Origin of the sequence: Bacillus sp. FJAT-27245, from assembly GCF_001273955.1 — a bacterium.
GTDB lineage: Bacteria > Bacillota > Bacilli > Bacillales > Cytobacillaceae > Bacillus_D.
On record NZ_LIGI01000001.1, the window covers coordinates 1,731,435 to 1,752,300 of the forward strand.

Sequence of the window (20,866 nt, forward strand, 5' to 3'; positions counted from 1 at the left end):
CCGCGGAAAGCGTGTGCCAGGAGCGGAAAGCAACATCCAAGTTTAACTGAGCCATTTTTTAAAACAGAAAAGTGTTCGGTTTTTAAATGAAATTCTTGATTGTCGTTTCGTCTTATGCTATATTACTACATGGTGTTAATCACACACGCCTGTTGATTCAAGCGGATGGTGCTGGCTAGCCAGTTCCCGCATGAAAATGATACGGGCGGAGGAAAACAAAAACCATTAGGAGGAAAAACACATGTCAGTCATTTCTATGAAGCAACTGCTTGAAGCTGGTGTACACTTCGGCCACCAGACTCGCCGCTGGAACCCTAAGATGAAGAAATATATCTTCACTGAAAGGAACGGCATCTACATCATCGACCTTCAAAAAACAGTTAAAAAGGTTGAAGAAGCTTACAACTTCGTTAAGGAGCTTGCAGGCCAGGGCGGCACAATGCTGTTCGTCGGCACTAAGAAACAAGCTCAGGATTCTGTTAAGGAAGAAGCAGAACGTTCCGGCATGTACTATGTCAACCAACGCTGGTTGGGTGGAACCCTTACAAACTTCGAAACAATCCAAAAGCGTATTGCGCGCCTTAAAGATATCGAAAGAATGTCAGAAGACGGCACTTTCGAAGTACTTCCTAAGAAAGAAGTCGTTCAACTTAAGAAAGAACAAGAGCGCCTTGAAAAGTTCCTTGGCGGTATCAAGGACATGAAGTCTCTTCCAGACGCACTATTCATCATCGACCCTCGTAAAGAGCGCATTGCTGTAGCGGAAGCCCGCAAATTGAACATCCCTATCGTTGGTATCGTTGATACAAACTGCGATCCGGATGAAATCGATGTTGTCATCCCTGCGAACGATGACGCTATCCGTGCAGTCAAGCTTTTGACTGGCAAAATGGCTGATGCGATCCTTGAAGCAAAACAAGGTGAAGAAACAGCTGTCCCTGCTGAATAAGCAAAAAATTGTTCAACCACGGTAAATAAAAAGGTGATAAGAGGGAACACCCTTTATCACCTTTTTTTAAAGGAAAAGCGGAAAGTAGCCGTTAAGCGCCGTATGGCCTGGAGGGCCTCGACATGAGATAAAGGAAACACGAAGAGCGAAGCTACTGCTCTGAATCACTTCATGAAGCAACATCTTCGAAAAGCTACGTGGGCTTTGCGACGAGCTGAAGGTATGCTTCCATGAATAAGCTATGGCGCAGGAGCACTATGCGATTCGATGTTGACTTATCGTAGTGAGAGGACCGAAGGACACTAGACGCTGGCTACTGGAGCTAGATAAGGAAAAGCGGGCCACGCTTGTTGTTTAAGCCGGAGCGACATCCGCATAATAAGTAGCGGTGAAACAGGTTTACAATGTCCCAGGCTGGCTATGATAATACAGTAGTGATATGCACCGTGGACTGCAGAAACTTACCGAACATTTGTACATAGATTAAAAGGAGGAAATTCTCATGGCAATTACTGCTCAAATGGTTAAAGAACTTCGTGAAAAAACAGGTGCAGGCATGCTTGACTGCAAAAAAGCCCTTCAGGAAACGGAAGGCGATATGGAAAAAGCAATTGACTTCCTTCGCGAAAAAGGAATTGCGAAGGCTGCCAAAAAAGGCGACCGTATCGCTGCTGAAGGCCTTGCCGCAATCAAAGTTGAAGGAAACAATGCTGTTATCCTTGAAGTGAACTCCGAAACTGACTTCGTTGCGAAAAACGAAGGATTCCAAACTCTTGTTCAGGAGCTAGCTTCCCATCTCCTCACCAACAAGCCTGCTTCAGTCGAAGAAACGTTGGGCCAAAAGATGGACAATGGCTCTAGCGTTGAAGAGCACATTAATTCCGCAATTGCGAAGATTGGTGAAAAGCTTTCCCTTCGCCGCTTTGAAATCAAAACAAAGACTGACAATGATGCTTTCGGCGCATACCTTCACATGGGTGGCCGTATCGCGGTTCTATCTGTTCTTGAAGGCAGCGCGGATGAAAGTGTTGCGAAGGATGTTTCCATGCACATCGCAGCCCTTAACCCTAAATATGTATCCCGCGACGAAGTATCCGCTGATGAAATCGAGCGTGAGCGCCAGGTTCTTACTCAGCAGGCCTTGAACGAAGGCAAGCCTGAGAACATTGTTGCCAAAATGGTTGAAGGCCGCCTAGGAAAATACTTTGAAGATGTATGCCTCCTTGATCAGACATTCGTTAAGAATCCTGACCAAAAAGTTCGCCAGTTCGTTGAGTCCAAAGGCGCGACTGTTCGTGAATTCGTACGCTATGAAGTAGGCGAAGGCATTGAGAAGCGTGAAGACAACTTTGCCGAAGAAGTTATGAGCCAGGTAAACAAAAAATAACCACTTCATTTGGATAGGCGTTTATCGCCATTTGAAACTTGTTTCAAAACGGATAGGGAACACACGGTGTTCCCTATTTTTAAAGGAAAGGCAATGTTAGAGGATCGTGTTGATTATTACTAAGTTGATTGAAGCGGAGGGAACCGGCTTTCATGGAAGCGTCTACCTTTAGTGGAAATCACTGATGCGGACATCCGCCATTACAGGTTGGTGATCCGATTTCTTCTGATCAGGCATACGATAGCCTCAGATTACATAGGAGGTTTTTATGAGCAATCCCAAATATAAACGTGTTGTATTAAAATTAAGTGGAGAGGCCCTTGCCGGTGATGCTGGCTTCGGAATCAACCCTGCATTCATTAAATCCATAGCCGAACAGGTAAAGGAAGTTGCCGAACTGGGCGTCGAGGTAGCAGTCGTCGTTGGGGGAGGAAACATTTGGCGGGGGAAAATCGGTGAAGAAATGGGCATGGACCGTGCCACTGCCGATTATATGGGGATGCTTGCCACAGTAATGAACTCATTGGCTCTTCAGGATAGCCTGGAGCAGCTAGGAATAGAAACCCGCGTACAGACCTCAATTGAAATGCGCCAGGTAGCCGAGCCTTATATTCGCCGCCGCGCAATTCGCCACCTTGAAAAAACCCGGGTCGTCATTTTTGCAGCCGGAACAGGCAACCCTTATTTCTCGACAGATACGACTGCCGCGCTCCGTGCAGCCGAGATTGAAGCGGATGTCATTTTAATGGCCAAGAACAATGTGGACGGGGTTTACTCCGCCGATCCGCGCCACGATAAAGATGCGAAGAAATACGAGCAGCTATCCTATCTGGATGTGTTGAAGGAAGGCCTGGCTGTCATGGATTCGACCGCTTCATCACTGTGCATGGACAATGACATTCCGTTAATCGTTTTCTCAATTATGGAAAAAGGCAATATTAAACGTGTAGTAATGGGTGAAAAAATCGGAACTATTGTTAGGGGGAAATAATAATGCCGAAACAAGTCATCAACAACGCAAAGGAAAAAATGGCGAAAGCGATCCAAGCGTATACCCGCGAACTTGCTTCTATTAGGGCTGGCAGGGCGAGCGCATCTCTCCTTGACCGGATAACAGTCGACTATTATGGAGCTCCGACTCCGGTAAACCAGCTTGCTGGCATCAGTACGCCAGAAGCAAGGCTACTTGTCATCCAGCCATATGACAAGAGCATTTTGAACGACATCGAGAAGGCTATCCTGAAATCGGACCTTGGGCTAAATCCATCAAACGATGGCTCACTGATCCGGATTGCGATTCCGCAATTGACAGAGGAACGCCGCAAAGAGCTTGTGAAAGTTGTTAAAAAGGAGTCCGAAGATGCTAAGGTTGCTATCCGGAATATCCGCCGCGACGCCAACGATGACCTGAAGAAGCTCGAAAAGAACGGCGAAATCACGGAAGACGACCTTCGTGGCTATTCCGATGATATCCAGAAAATGACCGATGACCACATTAACAAAATCGACCAGATTACAAAGGACAAAGAAAAGGAAATCATGGAGGTCTAACATTCCAGGAATTCCAGCCGGTAAAAAGCCCCTTAATGGGGTTTTTTCCACTTTCGGGGCTTATATTGTCTAGCTCTAGCGCCCAGCGCATAGTGTACTTCGGTCCCCCCCGCTAAGATAAATCAACATCGATTCGCTTCTGCTCGTGCGCCATAGCCTAATGATGGAAGCATATCTTCAGCTCGACCGCAAAGCTGTAGGGAGGCAACTCAGCAGCCGCTTCCCTACAGTCCTGTCGACCGCTAAACGGGCGATTGGGCTTTTCTAAGAAAATTGGCGGCATTATGCTTTTTAAAAGAGATATCTTCGCCCTTTTTTGGTATGATAAAAGCATGCCAAAAAAACCAGGGCATATACATAGAAAAGCGAAGGGGCCTTGCCCGGGGGCGACAAGCGCTGGAAGGCCTGAAACGGAAGCCCGCACTTAGGCTTCAGTTGATGGGCTGAAGCGACCACGAGCCCCCAGGCCCCGCAGCTGGACAAATAGAAAAGCGAAGGGGCCTTGCCCGGGGGCGAGCCCACCCTGCGAAGGTTTCAACCCTTTATCGGAGGGAGATTGATTGGATTGGAGGAGCAAGAACATGATAAATAAACTTAAAATTTGGAAGACCCAACATGCCCCTTCCACTCTCCGAGACAGGATAGACTGCGTTAAAAGCGCCGGAGTGCCGGCCCATATTGCGATTATTATGGACGGGAACGGGCGCTGGGCCAAAAAAAGAGCGATGCCTAGAATCGCGGGGCATCATGAAGGAATGAAAGTTGTCAGGAGAATGACGAGGCTTGCCAATGAACTTGGCATCGGAACCTTAACATTATATGCTTTTTCAACAGAAAATTGGAAAAGGCCAAAAAAAGAAGTCGATTATTTGATGCAGCTGCCTGAAGAGTTTCTCGGCTCATTTCTTCCGGAGCTTGTGAAAGAAAATGTCCGGGTCGAAATGATGGGCTACAAGGAAAAGCTTCCTCCACACACCTTGAAGGCCATTAATCGGGCAATTGAAGAGACGAAGGGAAATACGGGACTCGTCCTCAATTTTGCCTTGAATTACGGTAGCAGGGCTGAGATTATTGATGCTGTGAAACATGTCTTAAAAGACTGCCAGAGTGGTATACTGAATGGAAACAGCCTTGACGAAGAAGCCTTTTCCTCCTATTTGATGACTTCAAAGATGGCTGACCCGGACCTATTAATCCGTACGAGTGGAGAGATTCGTCTTAGCAATTTTATGCTCTGGCAGCTTGCATATACGGAGTTTTGGTTTACGGATGTACTTTGGCCGGATTTTGGCGAGGAGAATTTCCTGGAAGCAGTCGAGGCCTACCAAAACCGGCAGCGAAGATTCGGCGGGCTTGAAGGCTCCTAAAGAGTGTTGGTTACATTTAACGCATCGGGTTATAACGGAGCGACCCGCCGATTCGCCATTTATACGAGAAGGAGGAAAGGCAGATCGCCCCGCCAAACCGCGCGTTTTTTTTGGAAGGGCTGATTGCCTAAGATTCAATGAAGCAACGAATTATAACTGCAGTCATAGCAGCGGCACTTTTTTTGCCAATCGTCATCGTCGGGGGCTTGCCAATTGTCATACTGGCATACCTTCTTGCGAGCGTCGGCTTGTATGAGCTCGCGAAAATGAAAAATATAAAGCTCTTTTCTATACCAGGAATCATCTCACTTTTAGCAATGTGGATGTTGATTCTTCCTGAAGGGTATAACGGGTTTCTAACCACAATCGGTTTGGAAAAGCACGAAATCGCCATCCTGGCTGTTTTGCTGCTTCTCGTCCATACAGTCGCAACAAAGAACCGCTTCACATTTGACGATGCGTCATTTATGGTGATGGCGGCAGTCTATGTTGGGGCGGGTTTTTATTATTTTATGGAAACAAGGGAAGCAGGCGGGCTGATCTGGCTTTTTTACTCCCTGTTCATCATTTGGGCAACAGATTCGGGTGCATATTTTATTGGCCGCGCTTTTGGAAAACGGAAACTTTGGCCGGAAATTAGCCCCAATAAAACAGTTGAGGGCTCGGTCGGAGGGGTAGTGTGTGCGCTTCTTGTCGCTCTAGCTTTCTTGTTCTTCAGCGAAATCGATGCGTCGCCAGTGAAATTGCTCGTGGTAACGGCGCTCCTGTCTGTTTTTGGACAGCTTGGGGACTTGGCCGAATCCGCTTTCAAACGGAAATACAATGTCAAGGATTCCGGAAAGATCCTTCCGGGGCATGGCGGCATCCTTGATAGATTTGATAGCCTGTTATTCGTATGGCCGTTGATCCATTTGTTCCAGCTTATTTGAATGGAGCACAGTTTGAATCAGCAGGTTATCTGGGGCAGTTTTTTTAGGAGAGGAAATCATGAAATATATTAGTTTAATGGGTGCCACTGGCTCCATCGGCATCCAAACACTCGATATTATCCGCGAACATCCGGAAAGCTTCAGGCTGGCCGCTTTTTCCGCAGGGCGGAATAGTGGGCTTGCCAGGAAAATCATAATCGAATTCAAACCGGAATTCGTTTCCGTGCAGGAAAAGGAAGACGCTATAAAGCTAGAAACGGAATTTCCGGAAATCTCCTTTTCATATGGAGGCGATGGCCTTTCGCGTGTTGCAACCTTTGGTAAGTCGGATATAGTCGTAAATGCCGTCGTCGGAAGCGTTGGGCTGAAACCGACACTTGAAGCAATTGCGTGCGGCAAGACAATTGCCTTGGCAAACAAGGAAACCCTCGTAACAGCTGGCCATCTAGTAATGGAGGCGGCAAAAAAGCAAGGGGTCGCCCTTCTTCCGGTCGATAGCGAGCACTCCGCCATATTTCAGGCAATGCAAGGAGAAAAAGCAAAAAACATTGAACGATTGATTATAACGGCTTCCGGCGGGAGCTTCCGGGACCGGAGCAGGGAGGAATTAAAGGACGTAACCGTTGAGGACGCCCTGAATCACCCCAACTGGTCTATGGGAGCGAAGATTACGATTGATTCGGCAACGATGATGAATAAAGGACTTGAGGTAATTGAAGCCCATTGGCTGTTTAATTTGCCCTATGAACAAATCGACGTTCTTCTTCATAGGGAGAGCATCATCCATTCGATGGTAGAGTTCCATGATTCAAGCATTATTGCCCAGCTTGGCAGTCCGGATATGAGGGTTCCGATCCAATATGCCCTAACCTATCCCGACAGGTTTCCGTTTTCATCGGCAAAACGGCTAAACCTTGCCGAAGTAGGCAAACTGCATTTCCGGGAGATGGACTTTGAGCGGTTCCGTTGCCTTCGCTTCGCATATGAAGCGGGAAAAGCAGGCGGATCGCTGCCAACCGTCCTGAATGCCGCTAATGAAGCGGCAGTTGCTGCATTCCTTGAAGGGCGTATCCGCTTTCTTGAAATTGAGGATTTGATAGAAAGAGCGCTTGATAATCATGAACGGATTGCGAATCCGGGGCTAGAAGAAATCCTTCATGCAGACCGGGAGGCGAGAAACTTCATTCATTCTCACCTCGATAGAAGGAAGTAATTGATTTCCGATTTCATGTGTCAACGTTCGCAGTTTGGGAAGCCAGGCAGTACTGTAGTCCAGACGTTCACGCGGAACTCTTTTAAAAGGTGGTTTTTTTATTGAATACAGTCATAGCGTTTATAATCATTTTCGGGGCGATCGTATTCTTCCACGAATTGGGGCACTTCATTTTTGCAAAAAGAGCCGGGATACTCTGCAGGGAATTTGCCATTGGCATGGGCCCAAAGGTGTTTACACATAAAAGGGGAGAAACGCTGTATACAATCCGCCTTTTGCCAATCGGCGGGTATGTAAGGATGGCCGGCGATGATCCCGAAGCTGTGGAAATTAAGCCTGGATACAGGATAGGACTTCTTTTTGGCCAGGACGGAAAGGTTAGCAAAATCATCCTGAACAATAAGGACAAGTTCCCGGATGCTAGAATTATTGAAGTTGAGAAGGCAGACCTGGAAAGGGATCTCGTTCTAAAAGGTTATCCGGAAGATGCCGATGAAACACTTCAGTCGTTTGCGGTCCATCCCGAAGCAGTAACGGTTGAGAACGGTGTGGAAACGCAGATTGCGCCGTACAACCGCCAATTCGCCTCCAAGACGCTTGGCCAGAGGGCGATGGCGATTTTTGCGGGGCCGATGATGAACTTCATCCTAGCCTTCCTGATTTTTCTGACGCTTGCATTTATCCAAGGGGTTCCTTCAGACGACCCAAGACTAGGGAAGCTTGCCGATGGCGGCGCCGCGGCTGAAGCGGGGCTGAAGGAGGGCGATGTCGTCCAAAGCATTAGCGGCTCGGAAATATCGAGCTGGAAGGACGTTGTTGAAATCATCAGGAAAAATCCAAATAAAGAGCTTGATTTTATCGTAGAACGCGGCGGGAAAGAACTGGTGATTCCTGTAACGCCGAAAGCGCAGGAAGTCGAAAAGCAGAAGATGGGGATTATCGGGGTATACAGCCCTGTCGAAAAATCACCAATGCTGGCTGTGTCTTATGGTTTTAATGAAACGGTCTACTGGTCCAAGAAAATATTCGAGATGCTTGGCCTTCTCGTAACCGGCCAATTCGCCATCGACATGCTGAGCGGGCCGGTCGGGATCTACGCGACAACCGATACGGTCGTGAAATCCGGGATCTTTGTCCTGATGAAATGGACTGCCATGCTAAGCGTCAATCTTGGCATTATGAACCTGTTGCCGATTCCAGCCCTTGACGGCGGACGGCTCCTTTTCTTCGCTGTCGAAGCAGTCAGGGGAAAACCAGTCGACCGGCAAAAAGAAGGCCTTGTCCATTTTATCGGATTCGCCCTTCTGATGCTGTTGATGCTGGTCGTAACATGGCATGACATCCAAAGGTTCTTTTTGTAAAAAAAACAAAGCCGGCCCGGTAAATCCTGGCCGGCATACATATGCCTTCTAGGGTGAGGGCGAAAAAAGCAAAGTGTTGGAGGCGGACAGAGTGAGACAAAGCATGACTTTAATCCCTACATTAAGGGAAGTTCCGGCTGATGCGGACGTTAAAAGCCATCAGTTATTATTGAGAGCCGGTTTCATCCGGCAGAACGCCAGCGGGGTATATAGCTATCTTCCCCTGGCAAAGAGGGTTTTGGTAAAAATTGAAGCGATTGTCAGGGAGGAAATGGACAATGCGGGTGCGGTTGAACTGCTCATGCCGGCACTGCAGCTGGCCGAACTTTGGCAGGAGTCAGGCAGGTGGTATTCGTATGGGCCTGAACTGATGCGGATGAAGGATCGCCATGAGCGTGAGTTCGCCTTGGGCCCGACCCACGAGGAAGTCATTACAAGCCTTATCCGTGACGAAGTAAAGTCATACAAAAGGCTTCCGCTGACGCTTTATCAAATCCAGACGAAATTCCGTGATGAAAAGCGCCCGCGTTTTGGCCTTTTGCGCGGAAGGGAGTTCATTATGAAGGACGCCTATTCCTTCCACTCGTCGAAGGAGAGCCTGGATGAAGTGTATGAACGGATTTTTACCGCGTACTCGAACATCTTTGCGCGTTGCGGGCTGAACTACCGCGCCGTTATCGCGGATTCCGGGGCAATGGGCGGAAAAGATACCCATGAATTCATGGTCCTTTCCGATATCGGCGAAGATACAATCGCCTACTCCGACACTTCTTCCTATGCAGCCAACATTGAAATGGCTCCCGTAGTGGCTTCATATGTGAAAAGCGAAGAAGCACCACGAGGATTGGAAAAAGTAAGAACCGAGAACAAAAAAACGATTGCCGAGGTATCGGAGTTCCTGAAAGTAGATGAAACACAATGCATCAAGTCGCTCTTGTTCAAAATTGACGGCCGTCCGGTCCTTGTTTTGGTCAGGGGAGACCATGAAGTCAATGATATTAAACTGAAAAACATGTTTGAGGCTTCATCGGTTGAGCTTGCCGAAGCGTCGGAAACGAAGAGCATTCTCGGCTGTGAAGTTGGTTCGGTCGGCCCTATTGGTGTAAAGGATGTTGAGATTGTCGCGGACTTTGCGGTCGAATCGATTGTCAATGGCGTCTGCGGGGCAAACGAAGAGGATTATCACTATGTGAATGTGAATCCGGGACGCGACTTTGAAGCGAGCCGTTATGCGGATGTACGTTTCATCAAGGAAGGGGACCCTTCGCCGGATGGGCAAGGAACCATCCAGTTTGCGAAGGGCATAGAGGTAGGCCATGTGTTCAAGCTTGGCACGCGCTACAGTGAAGCAATGGAAGCCGTTTACCTTAATGAAAACGGGAAAACCCAGCCGATGATCATGGGCTGCTACGGAATTGGCGTGTCCAGGACATTGTCCGCGATCGCGGAGCAATTCAATGATGAAAAAGGGCTTGTCTGGCCTGAAGCCGTCGCACCGTACCAAGTCCATCTTATCACGGTCAATACGAAAGATGAAGCACAGTCGAACCTGTCGGAAGCTCTCTATGAAACACTTCGAAAAAAATTCGAAGTTTTGTATGATGACAGGCAGGAACGCGCAGGAGTCAAGTTTGCCGATTCCGATTTAATCGGCCTCCCTGTGCGGATAACGGTAGGCAAAAAAGCGTCTGAGGGAATGGTTGAAGTTAAGGTGAGAAAAACCGGCGAAGTAATTGAAGTCCAATCGGACAAGCTGGAAGACACGATTAATTCCATTTTGAAAAGGTAATACAAGCCGGGTGCCGACTGGATGCACCCGGTATTTTTTTCGGCTAAGTGCTTGTCACTTCGGATTTGAAGCAAGGCCCAAAGGATTGTGATTCCAGCATAATTTTTGTTGAATCCTCCCGAATGCCGCTGGTTTCTATGGTATAATTAACTTTTGAAAATAGATGACAGAGATGGGGAGAGTTGTATGATAAATACCCATTCGGATGACAGAGTGGAACGGCTGCTGGTATTGCTCCATCAGCTCGAAATGACAGATGACGCCCTCGTTCCATTTTTTCAAAAGGGAAGGATCGAAAAGGTGCAAATTAGCAGGAAGTCTAAAACCATGCATTTTCTGCTGTCACTTGAAAAAATTCTTCCCTGCAACGTATACAGCATGCTTGAAGCAAGGCTGAAACAGAAGTTTTCAGAATTGGCAAAAGGAGTTACTTTCGAATTGCAGGTTGCCGACCAGTCTTTTTCAGAAGAGCTCATTCATGGCTACTGGCAAAAATGCATCCAGGAAATTGACGGCATTGCTCCTCCGCTCCTAAAGCTTATGCACGAACAAATCCCCAAAGTCCACGGATCGCGGCTTATCCTTTCTGTCAGGAATATCGCAGAAGGGGGAGCCATCAAGGGTAAGTATGGCTCCATTATTTCTTCCATTTACCAAACCTATGGATTCCCATTCCTCTCCATTGATACGGAACTGGTTTCCGAAGAAAAGAACGAGGAATACAGGCAATTCATGGAGGCCAAGCAAAAAGAAGACCAGGAACGCGCTTTACAGGCGATTGCTGAATTGCAAAAGCGCGAATCCGGGAAAGACCAGAATGGTTCCCAAGCGGATGAGGGTCCGCTTGTTATCGGCCTGACGATCAAGGAAGATGCCGAGTTCCGCAAACTTATCGAAATTGTCGATGAGGAGCGGAGAATTGCGGTAGAAGGGTATATTTTTGATGCGGAAACAAGGGAATTAAGAAGCGGAAGAACGTTGCTGACATTTAAAATAACCGATTACACAAGCTCGATCATGGTTAAAATGTTCTCGCGCGACAAGGAAGACGCCGCGCTCTTCCAGCGGGTGAAAAAAGGGATGTGGGCCAGGGTTCGCGGCAGCATCCAAAATGACACCTTTGTCAGGGACCTTGTCATGATCGGCAATGATATTAATGAAATTAAACCGGTGAGCAGGAAAGATGCCGCTCCTGAAGATGAAAAGCGGGTCGAACTGCATCTCCATACGCCGATGAGCCAAATGGACGCGGTCACTCCGGTTGCAGCCCTGGTTGCCCAGGCAAAGAAATGGGGCCACAAGGCGATTGCGATTACAGACCATGCGGTTGCCCAATCATTTCCGGAAGCATTTTCCGCGGGGAAGAAAAACGACATTAAAATCCTCTATGGAATTGAAGCAAACCTTGTCGATGACGGAGTCCCGATTGCCTACAATGACGCGCACCGGCTCCTGGCGGAAGCGACATATGTTGTCTTTGACGTCGAAACGACCGGATTATCGGCATTCTACGACACAATCATTGAACTTGCTGCTGTTAAAATAAGGGACGGCGAGATTATTGACCGGTTCGAGTCGTTTGCCAACCCGCATCACCGCCTATCGGCCACAACAATCAACCTTACAGGGATCACCGATGACATGGTGCAAAACGCCCCGGAAGTAGGCGAGGTGCTCGAACGCTTTAAGGAATGGGCGGGTGATGACATATTTGTCGCCCATAATGCCTCCTTTGACATGGGCTTCATTAATGCGGGATACAAAAAACTGGGATATGAAAAAGCGAAAAACCCGGTTATCGACACGCTTGAACTTGCAAGATTCCTATATCCCGAAATGAAAAACCATAGGCTGAATACATTGGCCAAGAAATTCGATGTCGAACTGACCCAGCACCACCGGGCAATTTACGATGCCGAAGCGACAGGCTATCTGCTTATGAAAATGATAAAGGATTCGCTCGAAAAAGGAATCGAATACCATGACCAGTTCAATGACAACATGGGGAAAGGGAATGCTTTTCAAAGGGCCCGCCCCTATCATTGCACACTGCTCGCGCAAACCGAGACCGGTTTGAAAAATCTTTTTAAGCTCATATCAATCTCGCACATCAACTACTTTTACAGAGTTCCAAGAATTCCAAGGTCCGTCCTCCAAAAATACCGGGAAGGAATTTTGGTAGGATCGGGCTGCGACCGCGGCGAAGTTTTTGAAACGATGATGCAAAAATCGCCTGAAGAAGCGGAAGCGCTGGCGGGATTTTACGACTACCTTGAAGTCATGCCGAAACCTATTTATGCACATTTGATTGAAATGGAGCTTGTCCGGAATGAAAAGGCTCTCGAGGAAATCATCGGCAATATCGTCAAAGTGGGCGAAAAACTCGGTATACCCGTCGTAGCGACTGGGAATGTCCACTATTTAAATGAAAATGACAAGATTTACCGAAAAATCCTGATTAACTCACAGGGCGGCGCGAATCCCCTGAACAGGCACAAGCTTCCGGATGTCCAATTTAGGACGACTGATGAAATGCTGAGGGAATTCAGTTTCCTTGGCCTTGAAAAAGCAAAGGAGCTCGTTGTCCAAAACACGAATAAAATCGCCGATATGATTGATGAGATCAAGCCAATCAAGGATGATTTGTACACGCCAAAAATTGAAGGCGCCGATGATGAAATGAGGGAAATGAGTTACTCGATGGCTCGGAAAATCTATGGCGAGCCACTTCCCGAAATTGTAGAGGCAAGGCTTGAAAAAGAACTGAAGAGCATCATTGGCCACGGATTTGCGGTTATTTACCTTATTTCGCACAAGCTTGTTAAAAAATCGCTCGACGACGGCTACCTTGTTGGATCGCGAGGCTCGGTCGGCTCATCATTTGTTGCGACAATGACCGAGATTACCGAGGTGAATCCGCTGCCGCCGCATTATGTTTGCCCTAAATGCAAGCATTCCGAATTTTTTAATGATGGTTCAGTCGGTTCAGGCTTTGACTTGCCTGATAAAAATTGTCCGGAATGCGGGGCGAAATACCGGAAGGACGGCCATGACATCCCGTTCGAAACGTTCCTGGGCTTCAAAGGAGATAAGGTACCCGACATCGATTTAAACTTTTCTGGGGAATATCAGCCACGGGCCCACAACTATACAAAAGTATTATTCGGGGAAGACAATGTTTATCGTGCGGGGACAATCGGAACCGTCGCTGACAAAACAGCGTTTGGATACGTTAAAGCATACCAGCAGGAAAACAATCTCCACTTGAGAGGTGCGGAGATTGACAGGCTAGCTTCAGGCTGTGTGGGTGTGAAACGGACTACCGGACAGCATCCTGGGGGAATCATTGTAGTTCCGGACTATATGGATATTTTTGATTTTTCACCCATTCAATTTCCCGCCGATGCTTCTACATCGGAATGGAAAACGACCCATTTTGACTTCCATTCCATCCATGACAATCTGCTGAAGCTTGATATTCTGGGGCACGATGATCCGACCGTTATCCGGATGCTCCAGGACTTAAGCGGCATTGATCCAAAAACGATTCCGACGGACGACCCGGAAGTCATGAAAATATTCAGTGGCACCGAATCGCTCGGCGTAACGGAAGAGCAGATTATGTGCAAAACCGGCACGCTCGGCATTCCGGAATTCGGAACAAGATTCGTCCGCCAGATGCTAGAGGACACGAAGCCGACGACATTCTCCGAGCTTGTCCAGATTTCCGGCCTTTCCCACGGCACGGATGTATGGCTTGGCAATGCGCAGGAATTGATCCATAACAAGATTTGCACGCTTAGCGAAGTAATCGGGTGCCGTGACGATATCATGGTTTACTTGATTTATCAGGGGCTTGATCCCGCTTTTGCTTTTAAAATCATGGAGTCGGTCCGTAAAGGCAAGGGACTGTCGGACGAAATGGAAGCGGAAATGCGGAAGAACGAAGTGCCTGAGTGGTACATCGATTCTTGCAAAAAGATAAAGTACATGTTTCCGAAGGCGCACGCGGCAGCTTACGTCCTGATGGCAGTAAGGATCGCCTACTTTAAGGTACACCTGCCGCTCCTTTATTACGCCGCATACTTTACGGTAAGGGCGGAGGATTTCGACATTGAGGCGATGGCCCGGGGCTCGGAAGCAATCAGGGCGAAGATTGAAGAAATCAACCTGAAGGGCCTTGACGCGGCGCCAAAGGAAAAGAACCTCCTGACCGTACTTGAGCTTGCGCTTGAAATGTGTGAACGGGGCTTCTCTTTTCAGAAAATAGATTTGTACAAGTCAGCAGCAGCTGAATTCATTATTGAAGGCAAGTCACTTATTCCGCCGTTCAACTCCATTCCCGGCCTTGGGACCAACGCGGCGGTAAACATCGTAAAGGCAAGGGAAGACGGGGAATTCCTGTCGAAGGAAGACCTCCAGCAACGAGGAAAGGTTTCAAAAACAATCCTTGAATACCTAGACAAACAGGGCTGCCTGGATGCCCTTCCTGAGCAAAACCAACTGTCGCTTTTCTAAAAACCGGACAGAAAGCCGTTCATTTGCAATAAGGTAACGTGTATGGTATAGTTTTATTGGAAATACTAAGCAAAATGTCCGGAAGAGTGGGGAAACCCACTCTTTCGTTGTTGTCTAGGGGCATTTTGCGGGGTATATAATAATTGTCACCGTAAAAAGCGCACAATATGGGCGAGAAGCTGTAAAGGAGGTTAGCGATGAGCAAGGTAACTGAAGTGGTGGAAGAATTGGCCACTCCGATTGTAAATGATCTTGGCCTTGAACTGGTCGATGTCGAATACGTTAAAGAAGGCCGGGATTGGTTTTTACGGCTTTACATTGATAAGGAAGAAGGCGTCGATATCGAGGAATGCGGGACGGTGAGCGAGCGGGTAAGCGAAAAGCTTGATGAACTCGATCCGATTCCGCACAATTACTTCCTGGAGGTATCCTCCCCTGGCGCGGAAAGGCCGCTTAAAAAGGAAAAGGATTTCATCAATGCGATCGGCAAAAATGTTTTTATCAAAACCTATGAGCCAATCGACGGAGAAAAGTCGTTTGAGGGCACTCTGCTTGAATATGACGGTCAAACGGTCAAACTTGAAATCAAAGTAAAAACACGCAAAAAAACAGTTGAAATTCCATTCGGGAAAGTGGCGAGCGCGCGGCTGGCGGTAACGTTCGGCTGATTGGACGGCCATAAGGCAACAGCTTGGGCAGATGGCCATTATTGAAAGGCATCGGCCCAACGGTTTGCCCATTTTATTATAAAGGCTAAAGGGGGATAAGGACTCATGAGCAGCGAACTTTTGGATGCTCTGACTATTCTGGAAAGAGACAAGGGAATTTCCAGGGATGTATTAATAGAAGCGATTGAAGCGGCCCTCGTTTCGGCATATCGCCGAAACTTCAACCAGGCGCAAAATGTAAGGATCGATATCAATATGGCGAACGGGCTTATGCGCGTTTTTGCCAGAAAAGAAGTTGTGGATGAAGTTTTTGATCCTCGCTTGGAAATTTCAATCGACGAGGCCAGGAAAATCAACCCGAACTACCAAGTTGAAGATATCGTTGAAATGGAAGTCACACCAAAGGACTTCGGCAGGATTGCCGCCCAGACCGCGAAACAGGTAGTGACCCAGCGTGTGCGCGAAGCAGAACGCGGAATCATCTATTCGGAATTCATTGACCGTGAAGAGGATATCATGACCGGGATTGTCCAACGGATCGATTCCAAATTCATTTATGTAAGCCTTGGGAAAATTGAGGCGCTGCTGCCAGTTAATGAGCAGATGCCGAACGAACAATACAAACCGCACGACAGGATTAAGGTTTTTCTCACAAAAGTCGAGAAAACAACAAAGGGGCCGCAAATATTTGTATCAAGGACCCATCCCGGCCTTCTGAAAAGGCTATTTGAAATTGAAGTGCCTGAAATTTATGACGGAACAGTTGAAATCAAGTCTGTCGCTCGCGAAGCAGGGGACAGGTCGAAAATTTCCGTCCATTCCGAAAACCCGGAAGTGGATCCTGTCGGTTCATGTGTTGGCCCTAAAGGAACACGCGTACAGGCAGTTGTAAATGAGCTGAAGGGCGAAAAAATCGATATCGTCAAATGGTCGGATGACCCGGTCGTATTCGTGGCAAACGCACTAAGCCCATCGAAGGTCCTGGATGTCATTGTCAATGAGGCCGATAAAGCAACAACGGTGATCGTTCCAGACTATCAATTATCCCTGGCAATCGGCAAAAGAGGCCAAAACGCCCGCCTTGCAGCAAAACTTACCGGGTGGAAGATTGATATTAAGGCAGAAACCGAAGCTCGTGAAATGGGCATCTTCCCTCGTGAGGAAACAATCAGGCTTTTTGACGAAGAGGAAGAATTTTACGAGGAAGATGACTATGGCTTTGAGGAAGAAACGGATTAAAGAGCGGAGGGAAATGGCGTGAACAAAATGAAAAAGGTTCCGATGCGCAAATGTGTCGCAACAGGGGAAATGAAGCCCAAAAAAGAACTTGTTCGCATCGTTCGCTCTAAGGAAGGAGAGGTTTCAATCGATCTGACGGGTAAGAAGTCAGGCCGTGGCGCGTACCTTACCCTTGATCGTGAAGCCATCCTGTTGGCAAAAAAGAAGAACGTACTATCAAACCATTTGCAAACTGACATAGATTCTGCGATATATGACGAGCTCCTCGGGCTCATTGAAAAGGAGAAACGGCAATCCTGATGAAATCGAATCAATGGATGTCATTGCTTGGCTTGGCAAATCGGGCACGAAAAGTCATTTCGGGAGAAGAGCTTTCCATAAAGGAAATCAGGAGCGGAAAAGCAAAGCTGGTCCTGTTATCCGCGGATGCATCTGCCAATACGGCTAAAAAAATCACTGACAAGTGCAATTCCTATCGTGTCCCATGCAGGACTGTTGAAACCCGGTACGACCTCGGATCGGCAATCGGAAAAGATGCGCGTGTGGTTGTGGCTGTACTGGACGATGGTTTTGCCGCGAAATTGATGACACTGCTCGATTAATACTAGCGGGGGTGAAAGAATGAGTAAAACACGTGTATATGAATACGCAAAAAAATACAATGTTTCAAGTAAAGATATAATTTCGAAATTGAAAGATATGAATGTTGAAGTCTCTAACCATATGGCGACGATTGAAAAAGATGCGTTTAATAAATTGGAAGCCATCTACAATAAAAAGGATGCAAAAGAGCAACGTCCTCAGCAGGGCGACCAATCCGGCCGTCAGCAGCAAGGAAGCCGCGATAATCGTCCACAGGGCAGCCAAGCTACGCGTCCTCAAGGGAACAGGGATGGCCGCCCACAAGGAAATCGTGATGGCCGCCCACAGGGCAGCCAGCAATCCCGCCCTCAAGGCGCCCAGGCGCAACGTCCTCAGGGGAACCGCGATAACCGCCCTCAAGGAAGCCAAGGTGGCCAAGGTGGCCAGCGTCCACAGGGGAACCGCGATGGCCGTCCACAGGGAGGCCAAGGGCAGCGCCCACAAGGAAACAGAGATGGTCGTCCACAAGGCAGCCAGGGGCAGCGTCCACAGGGAAATCGCGATGGCCGTCCGCAAGGCAGCCAATCATCCCGTCCACAGGGTGGACAACAAGGACGCCCACAACAGGGGGGACCGGGGAGCCAGCAAAGGCCAGCTGCAAAGCCGGCAGGCCAAAAGCCTGGAGAAAGTAAAAAGACGGAAAATGATTTCAGGTCAAAAGAAAATAAAGCGTTCAATAAAGGGAAACCTTCAAATAGGCCAAACCATAACCAGGGCCAAAACAGGAATAAGCCTGGCAAGAGACCGCAACAGCACCAGCAGGCTCCTGTCGTGAAAAAAGAAAGGGAGCTTCCTGAAAAGATTACCTTTACAGAGTCCCTGACCGTTGCGGAACTTGCAAAGAAGCTCTACAGGGAACCATCCGAGATTATCAAGAAATTGTTCCTTCTCGGTGTTATGGCGACAATCAACCAGGAGCTTGACAAAGATGCGATTGAGCTGATTGCCAGTGAATACGGAGTCGAAGTGGAAGAAGAAATCAAAATCGACACAACCGATCTTGAGGTTTATTTCACGGAAGACGAGTCTGGCGATCTTATCGAAAGGCCGTCTGTCGTTACAATCATGGGCCACGTCGACCATGGGAAGACCACCCTGCTTGATTCAATCCGGAATACGAAGGTAACTGCTGGAGAGGCCGGGGGAATTACCCAGCACATCGGCGCTTACCAAGTGGAGGAAAACGGAAAGAAAATCACATTCCTTGATACACCGGGGCACGCCGCGTTTACTACGATGCGCGCGCGCGGGGCGAAAATCACGGATATCACCATCCTTGTTGTCGCAGCCGATGATGGCGTTATGCCGCAGACCGTTGAAGCGATCAACCATGCGAAGGCGGCGGAAGTTCCAATCATTGTCGCGATCAACAAAATGGATAAACCGACCGCCAATCCTGACAGGGTCATGCAGGAATTGACCGAGCACGCACTTGTACCGGAAGCATGGGGCGGAGACACGATCTTTGTTCCCCTATCTGCGAAGACTGGAGAGGGCATCGATAATCTCCTTGAAATGATTCTTCTCGTAAGTGAAGTGGAAGAATACAAAGCGAATCCGAACCGGAAAGCGGTAGGAACTGTCATCGAGGCCCAGCTTGATAAAGGCCGCGGATCCGTTGCTACATTGCTTGTCCAGAATGGAACGCTGAAAGTCGGCGACCCGATTGTTGTCGGCGATACGTTCGGACGCGTCCGAGCGATGGTTAACGACAAAGGCCGTCGTGTAAAAGAAGCCGGCCCATCAACTCCGGTTGAAATTACTGGTCTAAGTGACGTTCCACAGGCAGGCGACCGATTTGTTGTCTTTGAAGATGAGAAAACCGCCCGCCAGGTCGGGGAAGCACGCGCCCAGACTTCACTGGTTGCATCCAGAGGGGAAAAATCCCGCGTAAGCCTAGATAACCTGTTTGAACAGTTAAAACTAGGGGAAATGAAAGACTTGAACATCATTATTAAAGCTGATGCTCAAGGTTCTGCAGAGGCAATGGCTGGTTCACTTATGAAAATTGAGGTTCCAGGAATCAATATCCGAATCATTCATACTGGAGTCGGTGCTATTAATGAATCCGACATCACTTTAGCGGCTGCTTCAAATGCGATCGTCATTGGATTTAACGTCCGTCCTGATGCAAATGCTAAGCGTGCAGCTGAAGCTGAAAAAGTGGATATGCGTCTGCACAGGATTATTTACAAGGTAATTGAAGAGATTGAGGCAGCTATGAAGGGTATGCTTGATCCTGAATTCCAGGAGAAGGTTATTGGGCAGGCTGAAGTGCGCCAGACATTCAAAGTATCCAAAATTGGTACAATTGCCGGTTCTTATGTAACAGATGGCAAGATTACCCGAGATAGCGGTATCCGTGTCATTCGTGACGGCATCGTCATTTTTGAAGGAACAATCGACGCCTTGAAGCGCTTCAAGGATGATGCCAAGGAAGTCGCGCAAGGATATGAATGCGGTATAACCATTAAAAACTTCAATGATGTCAAGGAAGGCGATATCTTCGAAGCGTTCATCATGGAAGAGATTGAAAGAAAATGATTGTAGGCATTGCTAGGTGCGAATGCATGATTTACAATGCTGGGTCCCTTAAAGATAAACGGGCTGTACTACAAAGGATCATCACGCGCATTAGGCAAAAATACAATGTTTCCGTTTCGGAAGTGGACTATCAGGATGCGTGGCAGAGGACAGCGATCGCGGTTGCTGCCATCGCCTCCTCGAAGGTCCCTGCCGAACGGGAAATCCAGAATGCAATCAAACTGATTGATTCCTTTCCGGAAATAGAAAGGACCCTCACCGATATAGAGTGGCTTTAAAATAAGAGGTGACTGACATGAGCCATAGAGCAAACCGTGTTGGAGAACAAATGAAAAAAGAGTTGAGCGAAATCATCGGCCGGAAAATCAAGGACCCACGGATTGGATTTGTAACGGTAACAGATGTGCATGTAACCGGCGACCTTCAACAGGCAACGGTTTACATTTCTGTTCTGGGTGATGAGGAGCAGCGGGAAAATACGTTGAAGGGCCTTGCCACTGCAAAAGGATTCATCCGCTCCGAGATAGGCAGCCGAATTCGCTTGAGGAAAACTCCTGAAATCGTATTTGAATTCGACGAGTCAATCGACTATGGAAACAGGATTGAAACACTCCTCACGAAAATCCACAATGAAGAAAAGCAAAATGGACAGAACGATGAGGAGTAGGCAAGATGGGTAGACGTATGTCTATCCATCTTTTTTCTGACT

17 protein-coding genes are annotated in these 20,866 nt (G+C 47.9%); all 17 read left to right on the top strand.

Annotated elements, in window-relative coordinates; all coding sequences use genetic code 11:
• The first annotated feature begins 241 nt into the window (after positions 1-241).
• The 17 genes from rpsB to rbfA all read left to right on the top strand — a co-directional run bounded on the left by rpsB (position 242) and on the right by rbfA (position 20,824).
• Positions 242-949, top strand: a complete 708-nt coding sequence (rpsB, locus tag ADU24_RS08340) for a 30S ribosomal protein S2 (protein ID WP_053366193.1) — start codon at positions 242-244, stop codon at positions 947-949.
• Between the two features lie 502 nt (positions 950-1,451).
• Positions 1,452-2,336 (top strand): translation elongation factor Ts, encoded by an 885-nt coding sequence (gene tsf / locus ADU24_RS08345; protein WP_053366194.1) that lies wholly within the window; start codon positions 1,452-1,454, stop codon positions 2,334-2,336.
• A 268-nt stretch (positions 2,337-2,604) separates the two neighbouring features.
• Positions 2,605-3,327, top strand: a complete 723-nt coding sequence (gene pyrH, locus ADU24_RS08350; protein ID WP_053366195.1) for a UMP kinase — start codon at positions 2,605-2,607, stop codon at positions 3,325-3,327.
• A 2-nt stretch (positions 3,328-3,329) separates the two neighbouring features.
• Positions 3,330-3,887: a ribosome recycling factor gene (gene frr / locus ADU24_RS08355; protein ID WP_053366196.1), complete on the top strand. Its 558-nt coding sequence runs from the start codon at positions 3,330-3,332 to the stop codon at positions 3,885-3,887.
• 581 nt (positions 3,888-4,468) lie between these two features.
• Complete coding sequence (locus tag ADU24_RS08360; RefSeq protein WP_053366197.1) at positions 4,469-5,254, top strand: isoprenyl transferase; 786 nt, start codon at positions 4,469-4,471, stop codon at positions 5,252-5,254.
• 137 nt (positions 5,255-5,391) lie between these two features.
• Positions 5,392-6,183, top strand: coding sequence for a phosphatidate cytidylyltransferase (locus ADU24_RS08365; RefSeq protein WP_053366198.1), 792 nt, complete (start codon positions 5,392-5,394; stop codon positions 6,181-6,183).
• A 58-nt stretch (positions 6,184-6,241) separates the two neighbouring features.
• A complete protein-coding gene (locus ADU24_RS08370) occupies positions 6,242-7,396 on the top strand; it encodes a 1-deoxy-D-xylulose-5-phosphate reductoisomerase (RefSeq protein ID WP_053366199.1) in 1,155 nt (384 codons plus the stop codon).
• A 101-nt stretch (positions 7,397-7,497) separates the two neighbouring features.
• Positions 7,498-8,757, top strand: a complete 1,260-nt coding sequence (gene rseP, locus ADU24_RS08375) for an RIP metalloprotease RseP (protein ID WP_053366200.1) — start codon at positions 7,498-7,500, stop codon at positions 8,755-8,757.
• Positions 8,758-8,848: 91 nt separating this feature from the next.
• Entirely contained in the window at positions 8,849-10,546 is a 1,698-nt protein-coding gene (locus tag ADU24_RS08380; RefSeq protein ID WP_053366201.1) for a proline--tRNA ligase, read from the top strand.
• A 186-nt stretch (positions 10,547-10,732) separates the two neighbouring features.
• Positions 10,733-15,064, top strand: a complete 4,332-nt coding sequence (locus ADU24_RS08385; protein ID WP_053366202.1) for a PolC-type DNA polymerase III — start codon at positions 10,733-10,735, stop codon at positions 15,062-15,064.
• Positions 15,065-15,261: 197 nt separating this feature from the next.
• Positions 15,262-15,732, top strand: a complete 471-nt coding sequence (gene rimP, locus ADU24_RS08390) for a ribosome maturation factor RimP (RefSeq protein ID WP_053366203.1) — start codon at positions 15,262-15,264, stop codon at positions 15,730-15,732.
• A gap of 105 nt (positions 15,733-15,837) precedes the next feature.
• On the top strand, positions 15,838-16,971 hold the full coding sequence (gene nusA / locus ADU24_RS08395) for a transcription termination factor NusA (RefSeq protein WP_053366204.1): 1,134 nt from the start codon (positions 15,838-15,840) through the stop codon (positions 16,969-16,971).
• Positions 16,972-16,989: 18 nt separating this feature from the next.
• A complete protein-coding gene (gene rnpM, locus ADU24_RS08400) occupies positions 16,990-17,271 on the top strand; it encodes an RNase P modulator RnpM (RefSeq protein WP_053366205.1) in 282 nt (93 codons plus the stop codon).
• On the top strand, positions 17,271-17,573 hold the full coding sequence (locus tag ADU24_RS08405) for a YlxQ family RNA-binding protein (protein WP_053366206.1): 303 nt from the start codon (positions 17,271-17,273) through the stop codon (positions 17,571-17,573). Before rnpM ends, ADU24_RS08405 begins: the two co-directional genes overlap by 1 nt.
• A 19-nt stretch (positions 17,574-17,592) precedes the next feature.
• On the top strand, positions 17,593-20,157 hold the full coding sequence (gene infB / locus ADU24_RS08410; protein WP_082306855.1) for a translation initiation factor IF-2: 2,565 nt from the start codon (positions 17,593-17,595) through the stop codon (positions 20,155-20,157).
• The gene (locus tag ADU24_RS08415; protein ID WP_053368846.1) at positions 20,157-20,435 is read left to right on the top strand and encodes a DUF503 domain-containing protein; all 279 of its coding nucleotides are present in this window, start codon (positions 20,157-20,159) and stop codon (positions 20,433-20,435) included. Before infB ends, ADU24_RS08415 begins: the two co-directional genes overlap by 1 nt.
• Before the next feature lie 17 nt (positions 20,436-20,452).
• Positions 20,453-20,824 (top strand): 30S ribosome-binding factor RbfA, encoded by a 372-nt coding sequence (rbfA, locus tag ADU24_RS08420; protein WP_053366207.1) that lies wholly within the window; start codon positions 20,453-20,455, stop codon positions 20,822-20,824.
• The last annotated feature ends 42 nt before the right edge of the window (positions 20,825-20,866 follow it).